Source organism: Methanoculleus sp. MH98A, from assembly GCF_000691865.1.
Lineage (GTDB): Archaea > Halobacteriota > Methanomicrobia > Methanomicrobiales > Methanoculleaceae > Methanoculleus.
In genome coordinates this window covers 1-14,886 of record NZ_JMIO01000063.1, presented here as the reverse complement: position 1 = coordinate 14,886, position 14,886 = coordinate 1, and the positions used below count along the sequence as shown (strand labels likewise).

The 14,886-nt window shown below is 63.9% G+C and carries 18 protein-coding genes and 1 pseudogene; 9 read left to right on the top strand and 10 right to left on the bottom strand.

Annotation, left to right across the window (positions count from 1 at the left end):
- Nucleotides 1-105 precede the first annotated feature (105 nt).
- The 5 genes from EI28_RS09110 (at nt 106) to EI28_RS09095 (ending at nt 3,647) form a co-directional block, all read left to right on the top strand.
- On the top strand, nt 106-579 hold the full coding sequence (locus EI28_RS09110; protein ID WP_231476684.1) for a small multi-drug export protein: 474 nt from the start codon (nt 106-108) through the stop codon (nt 577-579).
- A complete protein-coding gene (locus EI28_RS14875; protein ID WP_231476683.1) occupies nt 576-821 on the top strand; it encodes a hypothetical protein in 246 nt (81 codons plus the stop codon). The genes EI28_RS09110 and EI28_RS14875 overlap by 4 nt, the downstream gene beginning before the upstream one ends.
- Before the next feature lie 234 nt (nt 822-1,055).
- Nucleotides 1,056-2,036, top strand: a complete 981-nt coding sequence (locus EI28_RS09105) for a site-specific DNA-methyltransferase (protein ID WP_048114298.1) — start codon at nt 1,056-1,058, stop codon at nt 2,034-2,036.
- 315 nt (nt 2,037-2,351) lie between these two features.
- A complete protein-coding gene (locus EI28_RS09100) occupies nt 2,352-3,275 on the top strand; it encodes a DNA adenine methylase (RefSeq protein ID WP_048114318.1) in 924 nt (307 codons plus the stop codon).
- 57 nt (nt 3,276-3,332) lie between these two features.
- Nucleotides 3,333-3,647, top strand: a complete 315-nt coding sequence (locus EI28_RS09095; protein ID WP_048114297.1) for a transposase — start codon at nt 3,333-3,335, stop codon at nt 3,645-3,647.
- Nucleotides 3,648-4,141: 494 nt separating this feature from the next.
- Here EI28_RS09095 and EI28_RS09090 read toward each other — a convergent pair whose 3' ends face one another.
- The 8 genes and pseudogenes from EI28_RS09090 to cbiT all read right to left on the bottom strand — a co-directional run bounded on the left by EI28_RS09090 (nt 4,142) and on the right by cbiT (nt 9,811).
- The gene (locus tag EI28_RS09090) at nt 4,142-4,714 is read right to left on the bottom strand and encodes a cobalt-precorrin-7 (C(5))-methyltransferase (RefSeq protein WP_048114296.1); all 573 of its coding nucleotides are present in this window, start codon (nt 4,712-4,714) and stop codon (nt 4,142-4,144) included.
- A complete protein-coding gene (locus EI28_RS09085) occupies nt 4,711-5,724 on the bottom strand; it encodes a cobalt-precorrin-5B (C(1))-methyltransferase (protein ID WP_048114317.1) in 1,014 nt (337 codons plus the stop codon). Before EI28_RS09085 ends, EI28_RS09090 begins: the two co-directional genes overlap by 4 nt.
- Entirely contained in the window at nt 5,705-6,388 is a 684-nt protein-coding gene (locus tag EI28_RS09080; RefSeq protein ID WP_369792280.1) for a precorrin-8X methylmutase, read from the bottom strand. Before EI28_RS09080 ends, EI28_RS09085 begins: the two co-directional genes overlap by 20 nt.
- Nucleotides 6,333-7,127: a precorrin-3B C(17)-methyltransferase gene (gene cobJ, locus EI28_RS09075; protein WP_048114295.1), complete on the bottom strand. Its 795-nt coding sequence runs from the start codon at nt 7,125-7,127 to the stop codon at nt 6,333-6,335. Before cobJ ends, EI28_RS09080 begins: the two co-directional genes overlap by 56 nt.
- Nucleotides 7,096-7,968 carry a cobalt-precorrin 5A hydrolase gene (gene cbiG / locus EI28_RS09070; protein ID WP_048114294.1) on the bottom strand — a complete coding sequence of 291 codons (873 nt, stop codon included), beginning with the start codon at nt 7,966-7,968 and terminating at the stop codon, nt 7,096-7,098. The genes cobJ and cbiG overlap by 32 nt, the downstream gene beginning before the upstream one ends.
- Nucleotides 7,965-8,680, bottom strand: a pseudogene (locus EI28_RS09065) (cobalt-precorrin-4/precorrin-4 C(11)-methyltransferase). Before EI28_RS09065 ends, cbiG begins: the two are co-directional and overlap by 4 nt.
- Complete coding sequence (locus EI28_RS09060; protein ID WP_048114293.1) at nt 8,673-9,290, bottom strand: cobalt-factor II C(20)-methyltransferase; 618 nt, start codon at nt 9,288-9,290, stop codon at nt 8,673-8,675. The pseudogene EI28_RS09065 and the gene EI28_RS09060 overlap by 8 nt, the downstream one beginning before the upstream one ends.
- Nucleotides 9,281-9,811 carry a precorrin-6Y C5,15-methyltransferase (decarboxylating) subunit CbiT gene (gene cbiT, locus EI28_RS09055; protein WP_048114292.1) on the bottom strand — a complete coding sequence of 177 codons (531 nt, stop codon included), beginning with the start codon at nt 9,809-9,811 and terminating at the stop codon, nt 9,281-9,283. Before cbiT ends, EI28_RS09060 begins: the two co-directional genes overlap by 10 nt.
- A 189-nt stretch (nt 9,812-10,000) precedes the next feature.
- Here cbiT and EI28_RS09050 point away from each other — a divergent pair, with 189 nt between their 5' ends.
- Nucleotides 10,001-10,177 (top strand): 4Fe-4S binding protein, encoded by a 177-nt coding sequence (locus EI28_RS09050; RefSeq protein ID WP_048114291.1) that lies wholly within the window; start codon nt 10,001-10,003, stop codon nt 10,175-10,177.
- Nucleotides 10,167-11,363 (top strand): NAD(P)/FAD-dependent oxidoreductase, encoded by a 1,197-nt coding sequence (locus EI28_RS09045; protein ID WP_048114290.1) that lies wholly within the window; start codon nt 10,167-10,169, stop codon nt 11,361-11,363. The genes EI28_RS09050 and EI28_RS09045 overlap by 11 nt, the downstream gene beginning before the upstream one ends.
- Here the strand turns inward: EI28_RS09045 and EI28_RS09040 are convergent.
- Nucleotides 11,355-12,020, bottom strand: a complete 666-nt coding sequence (locus tag EI28_RS09040) for a TrkA family potassium uptake protein (RefSeq protein ID WP_048114289.1) — start codon at nt 12,018-12,020, stop codon at nt 11,355-11,357. The genes EI28_RS09045 and EI28_RS09040 overlap by 9 nt on opposite strands.
- A 65-nt stretch (nt 12,021-12,085) precedes the next feature.
- Here EI28_RS09040 and rnhB point away from each other — a divergent pair, with 65 nt between their 5' ends.
- Nucleotides 12,086-12,703, top strand: a complete 618-nt coding sequence (gene rnhB, locus EI28_RS09035; protein ID WP_082223143.1) for a ribonuclease HII — start codon at nt 12,086-12,088, stop codon at nt 12,701-12,703.
- Nucleotides 12,704-12,740: 37 nt separating this feature from the next.
- Nucleotides 12,741-14,072, top strand: coding sequence for a site-2 protease family protein (locus tag EI28_RS09030; protein ID WP_048114287.1), 1,332 nt, complete (start codon nt 12,741-12,743; stop codon nt 14,070-14,072).
- A gap of 92 nt (nt 14,073-14,164) precedes the next feature.
- On the opposite strand, the gene EI28_RS09025 is transcribed toward EI28_RS09030, so the two are convergent.
- Nucleotides 14,165-14,886 (bottom strand): PaeR7I family type II restriction endonuclease (locus EI28_RS09025; RefSeq protein ID WP_155937330.1); only part of this gene is annotated, 722 nt, incomplete at its 5' end.

The following is a 14,886-nucleotide window of genomic DNA, read 5'->3' as shown; positions in this document are numbered from 1 at the left end:
TATCCTTGCGCTTCATGAACTTGAACCTGCTGGAACCCCTGCAGATAACGTATTAACCCCAAAACCCCAATCTGAATTGAGTATCTCCCTGCCGGAGATCGACCTATGAGCGCAGACGATACCACCAATATACCCGGGCCGGAGGGCTGGAAGGCGCTCCTCGCAAACCCCTACCTTGCCGGCCCCATAAAATTCATCCTCCCGATCGCCATCGCCCTGGCTATTTTTGCAGCGCTCTACCTGATCGAGCCCTACCAGCAGTTCCTCGTCATCTCGGGACTGCTCGCCGCCTACTTCGTCCCCCCGGCCGGGAAGGAGTCGATCATTCCCATCGCGATCGTGATGGGTTACCCCTGGTGGCTCATCACCCTCGCGATCGTTCTCCTCGACGTGGCCGTCTCCCTCTTTGTCGTCTGGAACTTCGACCTGGCGCTGAAGATCCCGCTCATCGGCCGGTTGCTCGAGAGCGGGATGGCGGCGGGCCGGAACTACACCGATACCCGGCCGTGGATCCGGCGATTCTCAACGATCGGGCTCGTTCTCTTCGTCTTTTTCCCGCTCCAGGGACCGGTGCGATGAACGGGTCGATTCTCGGCCGGCTGCTGGGGCTGGATCAGGCCCGGGTCTTTGCCTGCGTCTGCGCCGGATCGCTCGCCTCCAGCCTCGCCCTCGCTCTCGGCTCCGACGTGCTCCTGGACATCTACCGGCAGAACCAAGCGCTCGGAATCGGCATCCTGGCCGCGATCGTCGTCGCAGTTCTCGCCGTCTTCACCGGCCTGAAACTGCGCGAGAAACGCCTCCGGGAACGCTCGCCCCGGTGACGGAAATAGCGGCTCAGTTGAAATGCTTCACACAACCTTCGAATAGCACTCAGTTATCAATAGAGGCGGTAATGTGACCTCACGCGAAGGCGCGCTGCCCCCCGCTCCGGTGCGGGACGAACTCTCCGGTTCTCCTGAATGTACCGGGAGACGAACCGCAATCACAACGAGTATCTCTTATGCCCGTACGGTTGTACTGTACGTAGAGCCCGCAACATGCCGCCGAGGAAAATTATGAGGTCCGAGGAGATCAACGGCAACATATTCTACAACGGCGACTGCATCGCGGGGGCAAGAGCGCATATCCCCGACGACTCGGTCGACCTGATCGTCACCGACCCTCCCTACGGCATCAACGGCGACCGGTTGCACCAGCACTACAACCGTGACGAGGCGTTCGTCGTCGACGGCTACGTCGAGGTCCCCGCATCCGATTACGGGGAGTTCAGCCAGAGGTGGATCCGGGAAGCCGAACGGATATTAAGGCCGGGCGGGTCGATCTACATCGTCTCGGGCTACACGAACCTCTACCACATCCTCCACGCGCTACGGCAGACGCACCTTCGCGAGGTCAACCATATCATCTGGCGCTACAATTTCGGCGTCTACACGAGCAGAAAATACGTCTCCTCCCACTACCACATCCTCTTCTACGAAAAACCGGGCGGCGAGCGGACGTTCAACCTGGAGTCGCGCTACGGAACCGGGGAGAGGGGGCCGGACAACGGGTCGCTGAACTACCGCGACCGCGAAGACGTCTGGTGCATCAACCGCGAGTACAAACCGGGACAGGCGAAGAACAAGAACGAACTGCCGACGGCACTGCTCGTAAAGATGATCCAGTACAGCAGCAACGAAGGCGATCTCGTCTGCGATATGTTCCTTGGCGGATTTACGACCGCAAAGGTGGCCGTCGCCCTCAACCGCCGGGCGACCGGGTTCGAGGCCTCAAAGCAGGTCTTCGACCTGAAGATCGCAGAACTGCGGGATACCCGGCCGGGCTGCCTGCTTTCCACGCTCCGGACACCGGAGACCGGGGAGCCGGCGAACCGGGGCAGACCCTGGACGGAGACCGACCGCGAGATCCTCGTCTCCCGGTTCGCCGCGCTCATCGAGTCCGGCGAGACGAAGAAGAGGGCGGTCGAGATCCTGGGAAGTGAACTCGGCCGGGGCCGGTGGGCAATCGAGAAGATGCTAAAAAAACGGCCAGATTGAACTGCTTGCCACAATCTCTGGATAACTCCCGATTACCAATAGAAGTCAGTGACGTGGCCTCACGCGAAGACGCGAAGGCGCGAAGTCTGGATGGGTACTGATGGACTCCTTCGCGTTCTTCGCGTCTTCGCGTGAATCGGCGACGTATAGATAATCCGGAGGTGATTCGTCCTCCGAGGAGAGGGGTTTAACAAAGCCCAAAATCAGGGTGCTCGAACGGGCGGTAGCGGCTGAACCCGACGCAGGAGACGGACAACGCTAATGCCCTTCAAGACCAACTTCTCCTGCAGCATTCATCCCGATGAGAAGAGACCGATGGCAACACCCACCGCACGACCGTTCCTCAAGTGGGCAGGCGGGAAAGCGCAACTGCTCGATGCGTTCGCCGCCCGAGTTCCGCGGGAACTCGCCGAGGGGACCCTTCCGGTCTTTGTCGAACCGTTCATGGGCGGCGGAGCGGTCTATTTTCACTTCAACAGCACTTTTGCGTTCAGGGAGTGCCACCTCTTCGACATCAACGAGGACCTCGTCCTCGCCTACACCGTCGTGAAAAACGACGCCCCCGCTCTCATCGAATACCTGCGCGACGTCGAAGACGAGTTTCTTTCAAAAGACGATTCGGGGCGCAGGGACTACTACTACGCTGTCAGGGATACATTCAATCGCGAGAAGCAGGAGATCGACTTTACCGGGTACGGTGACGCGTGGGTCGAACGGGCGGGACGGTTCATCTTCCTCAACAGGACGTGCTTCAACGGCCTTTACCGGGTGAACTCCCGGGGCGGGTTCAACGTCCCGTTCGGCAGGTACAAAAAGCCGAAGATCCTGCACGAAGAGGTGCTCCGGGCCGACTCGCTCGCGTTCCGGAACACGACCATCCATCTCGGCGACTTCACGCAGGCGGAGCCGTACATCGCAGAGGACACCTTCGTCTACTTCGACCCGCCCTACCGGCCGCTGAACCGGACGTCGTCGTTCACGCAGTACTCGAAGAACAGGTTCTCCGACGAGGAGCAGAGGCGTCTGGCGGAGTTTTATGCACGCTGCGGCGCAAAGGGCGCGAAACTCATGCTGAGCAACTCCGATCCCAGGAACGCCGACCCCGAAGACGGGTTCTTCGACGACCTCTACGCCGGGTATCGTATCGACCGGGTCCCGGCAAGGAGAGCAATCAACTGCGATGGGACGAAACGGGGAGAGGTCCGCGAGATCATCGTCATGAACTACCGCCCGGCGTGACCGCGGGAGTCCGAACCGTCCCAAAACTATAAGGTCTCGCCGGGGTATGCGGCGCTCATGACGTTTCGGGAGATCGACGACGACTTCTGGGAGATCGTCCGTAGACACCTCCCGCCTCAAAAACCCCATATCGGCAGGCCCCGGCGCGACCCCCGGAACCTCTTCAACGGGGTTCTCTACGTCCTCACCACCGGGTGCGCCTGGAGCGACGTGCCGGTGAGATACGGGACGAAATCGACGGTGCACCGCTACCATCTCGAACTCTGCAGACGAGGTGCGTACCAGGCAATCTTCCTCGATCTCCTCCGGTCGGGCTACGAGTTCCGGAAGAAGGAGAGCGCCGCGGCGGGTCTCGCGGCTTCCACAGCGTAGAATATGTGGTTCCAACCGCCTGCGGAATAGCGTGACGTTCAGTATTCCACAGATCTCTTCGCGTTCTTCGCGGCTCGCACCTGCGGTGCTCATGCTCCGGGCCGGATGGAACGTCGCGGCTCGCACCTGCGGTGCTCATGCTCCGGGCCGGATGGAACGTCGCGGCTCGCACCTGCGGTGCTCATGCTCCGGTTCTAACGAACCATCGCACTTCGAAGACCTTCGGTCTTCTCAAGCTCCGGATGCCCCATCCGTCGCACTTCGCGGCTTCGCGCTCTTCGCGTGAGATCTCGGCACTACGCCTACCGTCACCTCACGCGAAGGCGCGAAGAACGCGAACTCCGGTGTCCGGGCGTTACCAACTCCTCGGTACCGAATTTTACGAGGCCGCCCCGCTTAGTGTCGGGTGCCGAAATTCGTGAAGTACTGAGACTTCAAAACCAGAAGGGGATGCATCTCCTATCCCCTGGTGACGTATCCAGATCGGACACCCTCTAAAACGCCCCCGCCACCACCACATAGAGTTCGCCCAGCGGCGCCGGGGGCTGTGCCGCCGTCCCGACAGTGATCCGTTCTGCCGGGTAGCCGAGATCCTCGCAGACGGCAAGCCGGGTCCGGGGCGGGAGGGAGGCCGCGAGCGCCCCGACGTCGAAGGCCGGGTCGGCGACGAGGAAGACGACCCTGCCCCGCACGGCCTCCTCCCGCGCTTCGGCTATCGCCCGGTCGTGATCCTTCCCGTGGGCGGAGACGACCGCGGCCCGCGCCAGCGGAACCTTCAGGCGGGCGAACGCGACCTGGAGGGAGGAGATCCCGGGGACGACGTCGCCCGGGAGGTAGCCGAGCCCCGCAAGCATCGGGTCGCCCGTCGAGAGGACGACCGCATGGGCCGGAAGGGAGCGGAGGCTCCGGTAATCCTCGATCTCGTTGACCTCGCAGCCCGGCGGGATGGCGTCGCGGGCAAGCGCGATCGCCCGTGCGGAGCCGTAGACGAGCGACGCGCCCGCGATGACCCTTGCCGCCTCCGCGGTCAGCATACCGGGGCCGCAGCCCACGCCGACGATCTTCATGGCGACTCCCCGATGATCCGGCCGTCGCGGTCGACGATCACCACCCGGACGCGGGGGTAGCGCGCCTGGAATGCGCGAAGCTCCCGGCGGACCGTCTCCTCCCAGAGCTGGGTCGCCGAGAGTTCCTCCACCGTCACGCACCCGGTTCCGGCAAGGACGTCGCGGTTCATGAACTTCAGGATCAGGCCGGGCAGCCCGCAGATGACCGTGTCGCCGTCGACCGCCCGGAGTGCCTCCTCGAGTTTGTTCCCGACCAGGATCGCCTCGTGCTCCGGGAAGAGGAGACGGGAGTAGCGCAGGCCGAGCCTGCCGGTCGTCAGCACGACCGCTCCGGGAGCCCGGGCGATGCGGTCGATCACGCCCTCTATCATATGGTCGTCCCAGGGCTCCACGAACCCGGTCGTCCCGAGGACGGATATCCCCCCGTGCACCCCGACCCGGGGATTCAGCGTCTTCTGCGCCACCTCCGCACCCCGGGGGATCGTGAGGATGACCGTCGTCCCGGAGAGATCCGCCTCCTCCACCGCCTCGTCGATGGAGCGGCGGATGCAGTCAAGCGCCGGGGCGCTGATCGCCGGCGTCCCCTGCCGGTGGCGGGGGGTGTCGCGGGCGAAACTCCCGATACCCTCGCCGGGGACGAACTGGACTCCCCCGGAGAGGGAGGGGGCCGCCATCGCGACGAACTCAAGCCCCCCCGTCACATCCGCGGTGTAGTCCCCGGCGTCCTTGCGGCAGGACGCCTGCCCGCGGTAGCCGTCGACCGGGAACCGGACCGTAATCCCGCAGGGGAGGGTGACGTCCACCTCCCGAATGGTCACGCAGGCGAGCGAGAGGATCGCAGCCTTGCAGGCCGCGGCCGCCGTTGTTCCGGTCGAAAACCCCCGCCGGAGGACAGTTCCCGATGCGGTCAGGACTGCAAGTCCCCTCCGGACGTCTTCGAGAAGGTCCGGGGAGCGGCAGGCCGTCACCCACGCCCCGGGATACTCGAAGTCAGTAACCGGGTCCCGCATGACCTCCACGCTCGGCATGAATCGTGATGATCTCGTTCATCGCCGCCACCGCGACCGGCGTCCCGCCCCGGGTGCCGGCGTTCGAGACCGACGGCACGTCGATGGTGCGTAGTATCCCCTTCGACTCTGCGGCGTTCACGAACCCCACCGGGGTTCCGACGACCAGCGCCGGCCGGACTCCTTCCCGGATCATCTCGCAGACGACGAGAAGCGCCGAAGGAGCGTTCCCGATGACCACGACCGACCCTTCCAGCCGGTCGCGCAGGGCAAGGAACCCCGCCGACGTCCGGGTGATCCCGCGCTCGCGGGCGATATCCTCGCCGTAGTCGAGGACGCAGACGACCTCGCTCGCGTGCCCGCGTTTCAGGATGCCCGCCTGCACCATCCGGATATCGACGATAATCGGCGCCCGGCAGGCAAGCGCAGCAACCCCGGCCTCGACCGGACCGCCGGCGAAGCGCATGAGATCGGCCATCGCAAAGTCGCCGACCGCGACCGAGCATCGCTGCCGGATCCGGTCTTCGAGGGTGGTGTTCCCCACCCGTTCCCGGGCCAGGTTCCGGCTCGCGCTCGCTATCGCGTAGGCCTCCGGCGTGACCGCCGCAAGGTCAGTATACGTATTTCCGGTGGTATCCCCGGGGCGTGATGATTCCTCTCGCACCATTCTCATCCCTCCAGATCCTGGTCTCTTCTCCGCCGATAAAAACGATCGAATGCATGTCCACGAAGGCGAAGTGATCGTCAAACTCCCCAAGCGTCGTGATCAAGCGCTCCTCTCCCTCCCGGTAGGCGTTTTTGATCACCCCGACCGGCGTCGTCTCCGGGAGGTGGCGGCGGGCGATCGCGACCGCCGCATCAAGGTTGTGCGGCCTTCCTCTTGAACGGGGGTTGTAGAGGACGACCGGCACCCGCATCCGGAACGCGAGGTCGAGCCTCCGCTCGATCTCCTCCCGGGGGGTCAGGAGATCCGAGAGGCTCATTGTGACGTAGTCGCCCGAGAGCGGCGAACCGAGCCGTGCCGCCGCCGAGACCGCTGCCGTGATCCCGGGGACGACCTCGACCTCGACTGGCGAGCCCGACCGTTCGGCCACCTCGAGCACGATGCTCGCCATCCCGTAGACGCCGGCGTCGCCGCCGCTCACCATCGCGACGACACGGTCGCGCGCGAGGTCGAGCGCCTTTGCCGCCCGGTCGACCTCCTTGCCCATGCTGCTCCGGACGACCTCTTTTCCGGCGAGCATCGGCTCGACAAGATCAAGATAGAACCCGTTGCCGATGACGCAGTCCGCCTCGCCGAGGGCTTTTAAGGCGCGGGGCGTCATCTGCAGCAGGTTACCGGGGCCGGTGCCGACGATGTACAGCCGTCCTCCGCTATCGTGCGATTGCAACAGTGACACCACCATATGTCTGTTTGACAAGAACCAGTTCTTTTCGCTTCGCGATCGCGAGAGCCGCGGGTTCCGCGACCCCGGCAAGCCCGATCAGCGGGGCCCGCGAGGGCGACGGAGCCTCCTCTGCGTTCAATGTCCCGTCGTCTAAGAAGACGAGGTTGCCGCCCAGGTTCGCGACGGCATCAATGAGCCCTGTCTCGCCGCGCTTTTTTGCGGTCGTCGCATAGACGAGCACCTCTTCCGGGGCGATCCCGGCCTTTCCGAGCGCCTGCCGGACGGCGGCCGTCACCCCGGCCGCGCCGATGCCCTTGCGGCACCCGACGCCGACGACGTACTCCCCCTCCCGGACGAGGAGGGAGACACCCGGGCCCGCGACGACGATCCCCGGCCCGGCGACGGCGTAGAGAGGCACGTCGGCGTCCAGCATCGCGGCGTTCACCGCCCGGGTGGAGTCACGGTTCACGATGTCACAGCCCGTGCGGGCGGCAAGCCCCTCGACCGACTCCCGCCCCCGGGTCTCGGTCGCGGTCGTGATCACCGGCTCTATCCCGAGAGCGGCGAGTTCCCGGGCCAGGTCGTTTCCGCCGTGGTGCCCGCCGACAACCGGGACGGCGTAGCGGAGATCCGGGCCGACCACCACCACCGCCGGGTCGCGCCACTTGTCGGTGAGGAGGGGCGCGATCCCCCGGACGGCGATCCCGGCCGACATCAGGGCGACGATCCGGCCGTAGCCGGCAAACGCCGCCCGGAAGGCATCAGGGCCGTACGGGAGAACGTCGGCACCGAGAGCGTCCGCAATCCGGCGGGCGTCGGGGAGGAACCGCTCGAGCGCGATCACGACAGTCCCGGTCATGAGTAGAGGACCGACCTCCCGAACCCGGACGTCGCCGGATCCACTACCTTCCCGATGACGATCAGCGCCGTCCGCTCGATCCCGGCCGCCCGGGCCTTTGCCGCGATATCCGCCACCGTGCCCCGGACGATCTTCTGGTCGGGCCAGGAAGCGTGGTAAACGACCGCTGCAGGAGTATCGGGCGGGCACTCCACCCGGGCGAGGACCTCTTCCATCCGCTCGGTTCCGAGGAAGACCACCATCGTCTGCCCGAGGCGGGAGAGCTCGGGGATCAGGTCCGATTCAAGCGTCGCCCCCGCCGGGCGGGTGACGACCAGGCTCTCGGAGACGTCGCGGAGGGTGAACTGGGTCTTTAAGGCTGCAGCCGCCGCGAAGAGCGACGATACTCCCGGAACGATCTCGGCCTCGATCCCGCGCCGCTCGAGTTCCGCCATCTGCTCGACGATCGCGCCGTAGAGCGCCGGGTCGCCGGAGTGGAGCCGGACGACGAGCCTCCCCGCCCGGACGTGCTCCTCGACGGCATCGACGATCTCGTCAAGGGTCATCCCCCAGCTGTCGAGTTTCAGCCCTGCGCCCGATCTCTCCACGAGTTCCGGGTTCACGAGCGAACCCGCGTAGATGAGGACGTCCGCCCGCCGGAGGAGATCCATCCCCCGGACGGTGATGAGATCGGCGCCCCCGGCCCCGCACCCACGATGTAGAACTTATGCATGCGGCCGCCTCGCAAAGAGGATCGAGAAGTAGTCGCTCTTCTCGGGGAGATCGCCCCCCCGGTAGACCCGCTGCTCCGGCATGAACATCCGCTCGACGAGGACGAACTCCGAGTAGCCCTCCTCCGAGAGAGAGGCCGCGAGCGCCGCCGGCTTCCTGACTTTCATGAAGATCCGGGATTCCGGCCCGTTCCCGTCGGAGACAAGAAATCCGCCGGCCACCGGGACGTTCGCGACCGACGCAAACGCCGTGATGGAACTGATCCCGGGCTCGGTCGCAAACGCGACTTCCGGGTAGCGCTCCGCAATCACCTCGCAGAGCCGTGAAAAGGTCGAGTAGAAGTTCGGGTCGCCGATGATCCCAAATACGGTAAGACCGTCCGCTGCGTACGGCGCAATCCGGTCGGCGTTCTCTTCCATGCACCTTCGGATGTAGTCCTCGTCGCTCGTCATCGGGAAGTTGAGGACGGCGGCGTCGGGCCGGTAGGGCTTCACCAGGTCATAAGCAAGATTTCCGGGGACAAAGACCGCCGCTGCCTCCCGGAGGAGCCTGACCGCCCGCAGGGTCAGGAGTTCCGGGTCGCCGGGCCCGAGCCCCACGCCTACGAGCATCCGGCACCCCCGACGACGATGTAGACGGGATTGATGGGTTTGAACATCACCCCGCCGGCGATCCCGGCGGACCGGGAGACCTGGACGTGGACGGCTTCCTCGAAGATCCCGAGGCGCTGCATGCTCGCTATCGCCTCATGAAGCGTCCCGACCATCACCGCGTTCACGACGATCTTCCCCCGCACCTGATCGGCAAGGAGGTCGAGGACCTCCGGCAGGCGGCGGGAGCCCCCGACAAAGGCGGCGTCGAGCGCCCCCAGATCCGGGAGGATCTCCACCGCATCGCCCTCGAAGAACTCGATGTTCTCTGCACCGGCGCGAGCCGCCTCGGCCCGGGCATACGCGATCGCCTCCGATCGGCGGTCGATCGCGTAGACCCGCTCCGCCGTCTTCGATGCAGCGACGGCGATCTTTCCCGTCCCGCACCCGATATCGGCCACCCGGTCGCCCGGGAGGATGCCGAGTTTTGCGAGCGAGACGGCCATGACTTCGTCCTGCGTGGGTCCACCCTTCAATCCCATGGCATTCACGTTACCCAGATAAATTTGTGCTAACTCCTATTTAATGGAGCAGTGGGCCGTCTCGCCGCCCGGCTCCGGGCGGCGCGGGACGACGGTGCACAGATCCGGCATCAGGGACGAAGATTCTGGTGCTGCAACTCGCGCGAGGAGCATAAAGGTTTTTGCGGGACAGAAGACATTATGAGTACAATGCTCAGGATAAACCGAGACAAGTGTGGATACTGCGGCACCTGCGTCGCAGTCTGTCCCGAGGATGCGCTCGAGCTGATCGATGTGTACCTCAGCCTTGAGCGGGAATGCATCGCCTGCGGTATCTGCGCACGGGCGTGCCCGCTCGGAGCACTGGAGGTCGTCCATGAAGAATAACTACGATATCCTCATCATCGGGGGCGGGCCCGCCGGCGCTCTTGCGGCGAAGACGGCAGCAGAAGCCGGAAACACGGTCTGCCTCATCGAGAAGCGCGCCGCCATCGGCACGCCCGTCCGGTGTGCGGAGGGGATCGGCAAAGAACTCTTAAAAGAGTTCATCAAGCCCGACCCGCGCTGGATAGCCGCCGATATCGAGCGAGCACGTCTCATCTCGCCGAACGGCACCACCATCAGTCTCGAACAGGACAAAGCGGGAAATGAGGTCGGCTACGTCCTCGACCGGAAGATATTCGACCGTGAACTCGTCTGGCAGGCTGCCGAGGCCGGGGCGGACGTGATCGTCAAGACCCGGGCGACCGCGCCGATCATGGAGAACGGAGCGGTCCGGGGCGCGAAGGTGCTCTCGGTCGGCATGCCGGCGGATATCCGGGCCGAGGTGGTCATCGCCGCCGACGGCACGGAAGCGCAGTTCGCCCGTCGGGCCGGGCTCGACACCGTCGTCCCCCTCCGGGAGATGATGAGCTGCGCCCAGTACCTGATGACCGATATCGATATCGACGCAGGCTCGACGGATTTCTACCTGGGCAACGAGATCGCGCCCGAAGGTTACCTCTGGGTCTTCCCGAAGGGCGACCGGACGGCAAACGTCGGGATCGGCATCTCCGGCCGCAAGAGCCGGGACGGGTCCCGGGCAAAGGACTACCTTGACCGGTTCGTCGCGAAGAACTTCCCGAACGGTAAGACGATCGAGGCGATCGCGGGCGGCGTCCCGGTCTGCCGGCCGCTCGCCTGCACGGTCGCCGACGGGCTCATGGTTGCCGGAGACGCGGCAAGGGTCGTCGATCCCATCACCGGCGGCGGGATCGGCAACGCCATGCTCACGGGCAGGCTCGCCGCACAGGTAGCCTCCGAGTGCATAGCGGCGGGCAACTGCTCGAAGGAGGCCCTGATGCCCTACGATGCAGGGTGGCGGACATCGAGGATGGGCACGATCCTCGAGCGGAACTATAAGGTCAAGGAGTACTTCGTCACCCTCGACGATGCAAAACTCAACACCCTCGCGGAATCAATTGCCAATATCAGCCTCAAAGAGTTCTCGGTCCTGGCTCTCATCAAAGAATTGATCACGCGGAACCCGAAACTGCTCCTCGAACTCAAAGCACTCAAAGATACGCTATCCTGAGCGTATCAACTGCTTGTTGAGGGTCTTTAAGGTCTCCGTCTCCGCCTCTTTTTTCGTGAACACCGTGATGATGTCGCCCGGCCGAATACGGACGGTGCCGCTCGGGATGATGAGGTCGCCCCCGGCACGCCGGATGGCGATGAAGACGAAGTCCCGGACTTCGAGTTCGCGGATCTCGTGGTCGACGATGGGAGCGCCCTCGTCGGCGACGATCTCGAAGATGGTGCCGCCGGGGATCGAGGCGACCTGCTGGAGGTTTGGGCTCTTCGCCCAGTAGTAGAGCCGGGTCGCCACCAGCTCGTCGGGATTCTCGCTGATCCTCACCCCGACCTCGTTGAAGAGATCGGAGTGCTCTTTCTGGTTGACGATCGAGACGACGTTGCCGACGTCGTAGCGTTTCGCGAGCCAGCAGGTCATCAGGTTCACGGCGTCGTCGCTTGTCGTGGCGACCAGAGCATCGGCCCGGTCAATCCCCGCGTCCTCGAGCACCGATTTGTCGGTCGCGTTCCCGGTGATGGCAAGAACATCGTAGTGCTCCAGGATATCGCTCGCGCGTTCCTCGTCCTGGTCGATCACCACCACGGAGTCGCCGGCGTTCACGGCGATCGCAGTCAGGTTCCGGCCGATTCCTCCAAGGCCGATGATGATCGTGTACATCCATCTGGATTCAACCGTCAGCATTGAAATACCTTGCGAATAAACCAGGTTGTGTGATCTGCGGAGTGGACGAAGCAGGAAAGGGTTCGGTTCTCGGCCCGATGGTCGTCGCCGCCGTCGGGTGCCGCGAGATCGAGGACCTTGCGGCCCTTCCCATCCGGGACTCGAAGGCGCTCCGGCCGAAACAGCGCGAGGCACTCTACGAGATCCTCTTCCGCGATTTTTCCATAGCGATCGTCACCATCGATGCCACCGGGATCGACGATGCCCGGAGCAGGATGAGCATGAACGCCTGCGTGGCCGAACTTCACGCCGAGGCGCTCATGAGCCTCCAGCCGGAGTGCGCCTACGTGGACGCCTGCGACGTGAACGCGGAACGCTACGGGCGGACGGTTGCGGGGCTCCTCGACTATCCCTGCGAGATCGTCGCCGAACACCACGCCGACGCCCGGCACAAGATCGTCGGCGCGGCGAGCGTCGTCGCGAAAGTCACCCGTGACCGGGCAATCCGGGAACTCGAGCGGCAGTACGGGGCGATCGGGAGCGGCTACCCCTCCGACCCGGCGACCATCGAGTTCCTCCGGGGCTACATCCGCTCTCACGGGAGCCCGCCGGCCTGCGCCCGCCGGAGCTGGAAGACGGTCACGAATCTCTGTCAGACGACGATGCAGGATTTCACCTGACCAAGAATTTATGCCTCGCGCGCCCTAATCCTGAGTGATGAACTGGCTCCAGATACTCCTTCTCCTCGTTGCGGCATACCTCCTGATAGCCTACTACATCCGTGAACGAGGGCTGTTTCAGGATCACGTCATGTTCTTCGGCCCGGTCCTCGCCATCAAGACCGAGCGGGTCGGTTTCTTCGACTGGTTCCGGAAGTTCGGGACGGTGCTCCGGGCCTATGCGACGCTCGGGGTCCTGCTGGTCGTCGTGGTCTCGGCCTTCATGACCCTCGCCCTGCTCGTCGCGGTTCCCCAGTATCTGGTGCATACCCCGGAGCCGACCGGGATCTACGATCCGAGAAACCTCCTCGCGATACCGGGCGTCAACCAGGCGATCCCGATCACCGCGGCCGTCTTCCTCGGCCTCCTCCTTACGATCGTCATCCACGAGTTCGGTCACGCCATCCTCGCCCGGGTCGAGGATATGCGGGTCAAGAGCATGGGCCTTCTCATCGCCGTCATCCCGATAGGGGCGTTCGTCGAGCCCGACGAGGAGGACGTGGAAGCGGCCAGGGGGATGCCCAAGATCCGGATGTTCGGCGCCGGGATCACGAACAACATAGTTTTCGGCCTCGCATGCTTTGTGGCGATGTTCCTTCTTTTCGGGATGGCGACGCCCCTTGCCGTCCCGCTCGTCCAGGGAGTCTACCAGGACTACCCCGCGGCCGACGCGGGGATTCCCGGCTACTCGATCATCACGGGCGTGAACGGTGTTCCCGTGGCAAGCCAGGAAGAGATTGCGGCGATCATGGACGGGACGCAGCCGGGAGAGACGGTCACGCTGACGGCCGCAAAAGACGGGGTCGAGAGCACCTACACGCTCACCCTCTCCGAGTGGCCGGAGGCGCTCGACGGCGACCGGGATTCCGGGTTCATGGGGGTCTACTACTACAGTGCTCCCGCGGTGAAGGAGCATATCGGGAACGTCGCGGATCTCGGGCTCCTTGCCCCCCTCTACCTGACGATAGCCCCGATCGACGCCTTCATCCAGGGCAACACCCAGCAGCTCGGGATCCTGCTCGTCGATACCCCCGAGCAGATAGCCTGGGAGGAGCCGTTCCCCCTCTTCTGGGGCACGGTTCATCTCCTCTTCTGGACCGGGTGGTTCAACCTGCTGGTCGGGATGTTCAACGCCATCCCGATCGTCCCGCTCGACGGCGGCTACATGATGAAGGAAGGCGTGGAACGGTTCTTCGAGCGCCGTGGCTGGTCCCAATACGCGCAGAAGGTCGTCGCCTCTATCAGCGGGTTCGTGACGGTGATGCTGATCCTCCTCATCACGATGCCGATGATCGTCGCGGCGCTGCGGTTCGTGCTGGCGATGGGGTAGAGACCCCCATCTTCGTGCGCTCTCCGATCAATGACTCCGGGTGCTGACGCGACCGCAACCGATCCGCTGACGGCAACGGGTCAGAGACAGCGTTACGCGATCTCGTAAAAGTTGCTCAGGTGGGAACACAGGGAGCGCAGGAACCGGTATCCCGATAAAATCTCGTCTGGTTCGGAATAGTTCCGTGGTTTCGCCCTATCCTCTTCCTTCGCAAGCAAGTAGCAGACCTCGGAATAGACTCTTTCGCGCACCAGCCTGAGACAGGTCTGTCGATAGCGTTCGATGTAAGAAGCGCCCTTAAACTCCGGAAATACCTCAAAGTGCGGTTCATTGTTCCTCACGCTCCTTCGAGACCCCTCGCAATCCTCAAGCAGCAGCATATACCCTAACCAGGGAGAGGGAGATGTCCTGAACGCTCCCTCGCGGTAGGCAGTCCAGAGATCGTATGCGCTCCCTAAAACCTCCTCGGTCCGGTTATTGATGTTGTTCCCGAACGAAGGCCCCTTCTGGGATTTCAGTTCAAGGACAGCAACAAGTTCCCTCTTCCCGTCGGGATAGTGCTTGATGACGATAAGATCCCACTGTTTTTCAGCACGGAAGTATCCTGGAAGATCGAGCGATCTCTTCTGCGTGCAGATATCATCCTCGGGAACTCCGATATCCACGAGCAGACTTCGGATCAGCGAGAAGAATCCATCCATATGCTTTCCGCCCGTCGCCTCCGAACGAAAGCCCTGATCTCTTACACCACGGTCATTCTGATCTTTCGCCTGTGATGCTCTCTTATCCCAGAAGTACTGCACCGCACTGGAAA

Coding starts and splice junctions, on each gene's coding strand:
- EI28_RS09040 (WP_048114289.1), bottom strand. CDS start 12,020: ATGTACACGATCATCATCGGCCTTGGAGGAATCGGCCGGAACCTGACT.
- cbiT (WP_048114292.1), bottom strand. CDS start 9,811: ATGGGATTGAAGGGTGGACCCACGCAGGACGAAGTCATGGCCGTCTCG.
- EI28_RS09090 (WP_048114296.1), bottom strand. CDS start 4,714: ATGAAGATCGTCGGCGTGGGCTGCGGCCCCGGTATGCTGACCGCGGAG.
- EI28_RS09080 (WP_369792280.1), bottom strand. CDS start 6,388: ATGGTGCGAGAGGAATCATCACGCCCCGGGGATACCACCGGAAATACG.
- EI28_RS09030 (WP_048114287.1), top strand. CDS start 12,741: ATGAACTGGCTCCAGATACTCCTTCTCCTCGTTGCGGCATACCTCCTG.
- EI28_RS09110 (WP_231476684.1), top strand. CDS start 106: ATGAGCGCAGACGATACCACCAATATACCCGGGCCGGAGGGCTGGAAG.
- EI28_RS09060 (WP_048114293.1), bottom strand. CDS start 9,290: ATGCTCGTAGGCGTGGGGCTCGGGCCCGGCGACCCGGAACTCCTGACC.
- EI28_RS09100 (WP_048114318.1), top strand. CDS start 2,352: ATGGCAACACCCACCGCACGACCGTTCCTCAAGTGGGCAGGCGGGAAA.
- EI28_RS14875 (WP_231476683.1), top strand. CDS start 576: ATGAACGGGTCGATTCTCGGCCGGCTGCTGGGGCTGGATCAGGCCCGG.
- cbiG (WP_048114294.1), bottom strand. CDS start 7,968: ATGACCGGGACTGTCGTGATCGCGCTCGAGCGGTTCCTCCCCGACGCC.
- EI28_RS09045 (WP_048114290.1), top strand. CDS start 10,167: ATGAAGAATAACTACGATATCCTCATCATCGGGGGCGGGCCCGCCGGC.
- EI28_RS09095 (WP_048114297.1), top strand. CDS start 3,333: ATGACGTTTCGGGAGATCGACGACGACTTCTGGGAGATCGTCCGTAGA.
- EI28_RS09050 (WP_048114291.1), top strand. CDS start 10,001: ATGCTCAGGATAAACCGAGACAAGTGTGGATACTGCGGCACCTGCGTC.
- EI28_RS09105 (WP_048114298.1), top strand. CDS start 1,056: ATGAGGTCCGAGGAGATCAACGGCAACATATTCTACAACGGCGACTGC.
- EI28_RS09085 (WP_048114317.1), bottom strand. CDS start 5,724: ATGCGGGACCCGGTTACTGACTTCGAGTATCCCGGGGCGTGGGTGACG.
- cobJ (WP_048114295.1), bottom strand. CDS start 7,127: ATGGTGGTGTCACTGTTGCAATCGCACGATAGCGGAGGACGGCTGTAC.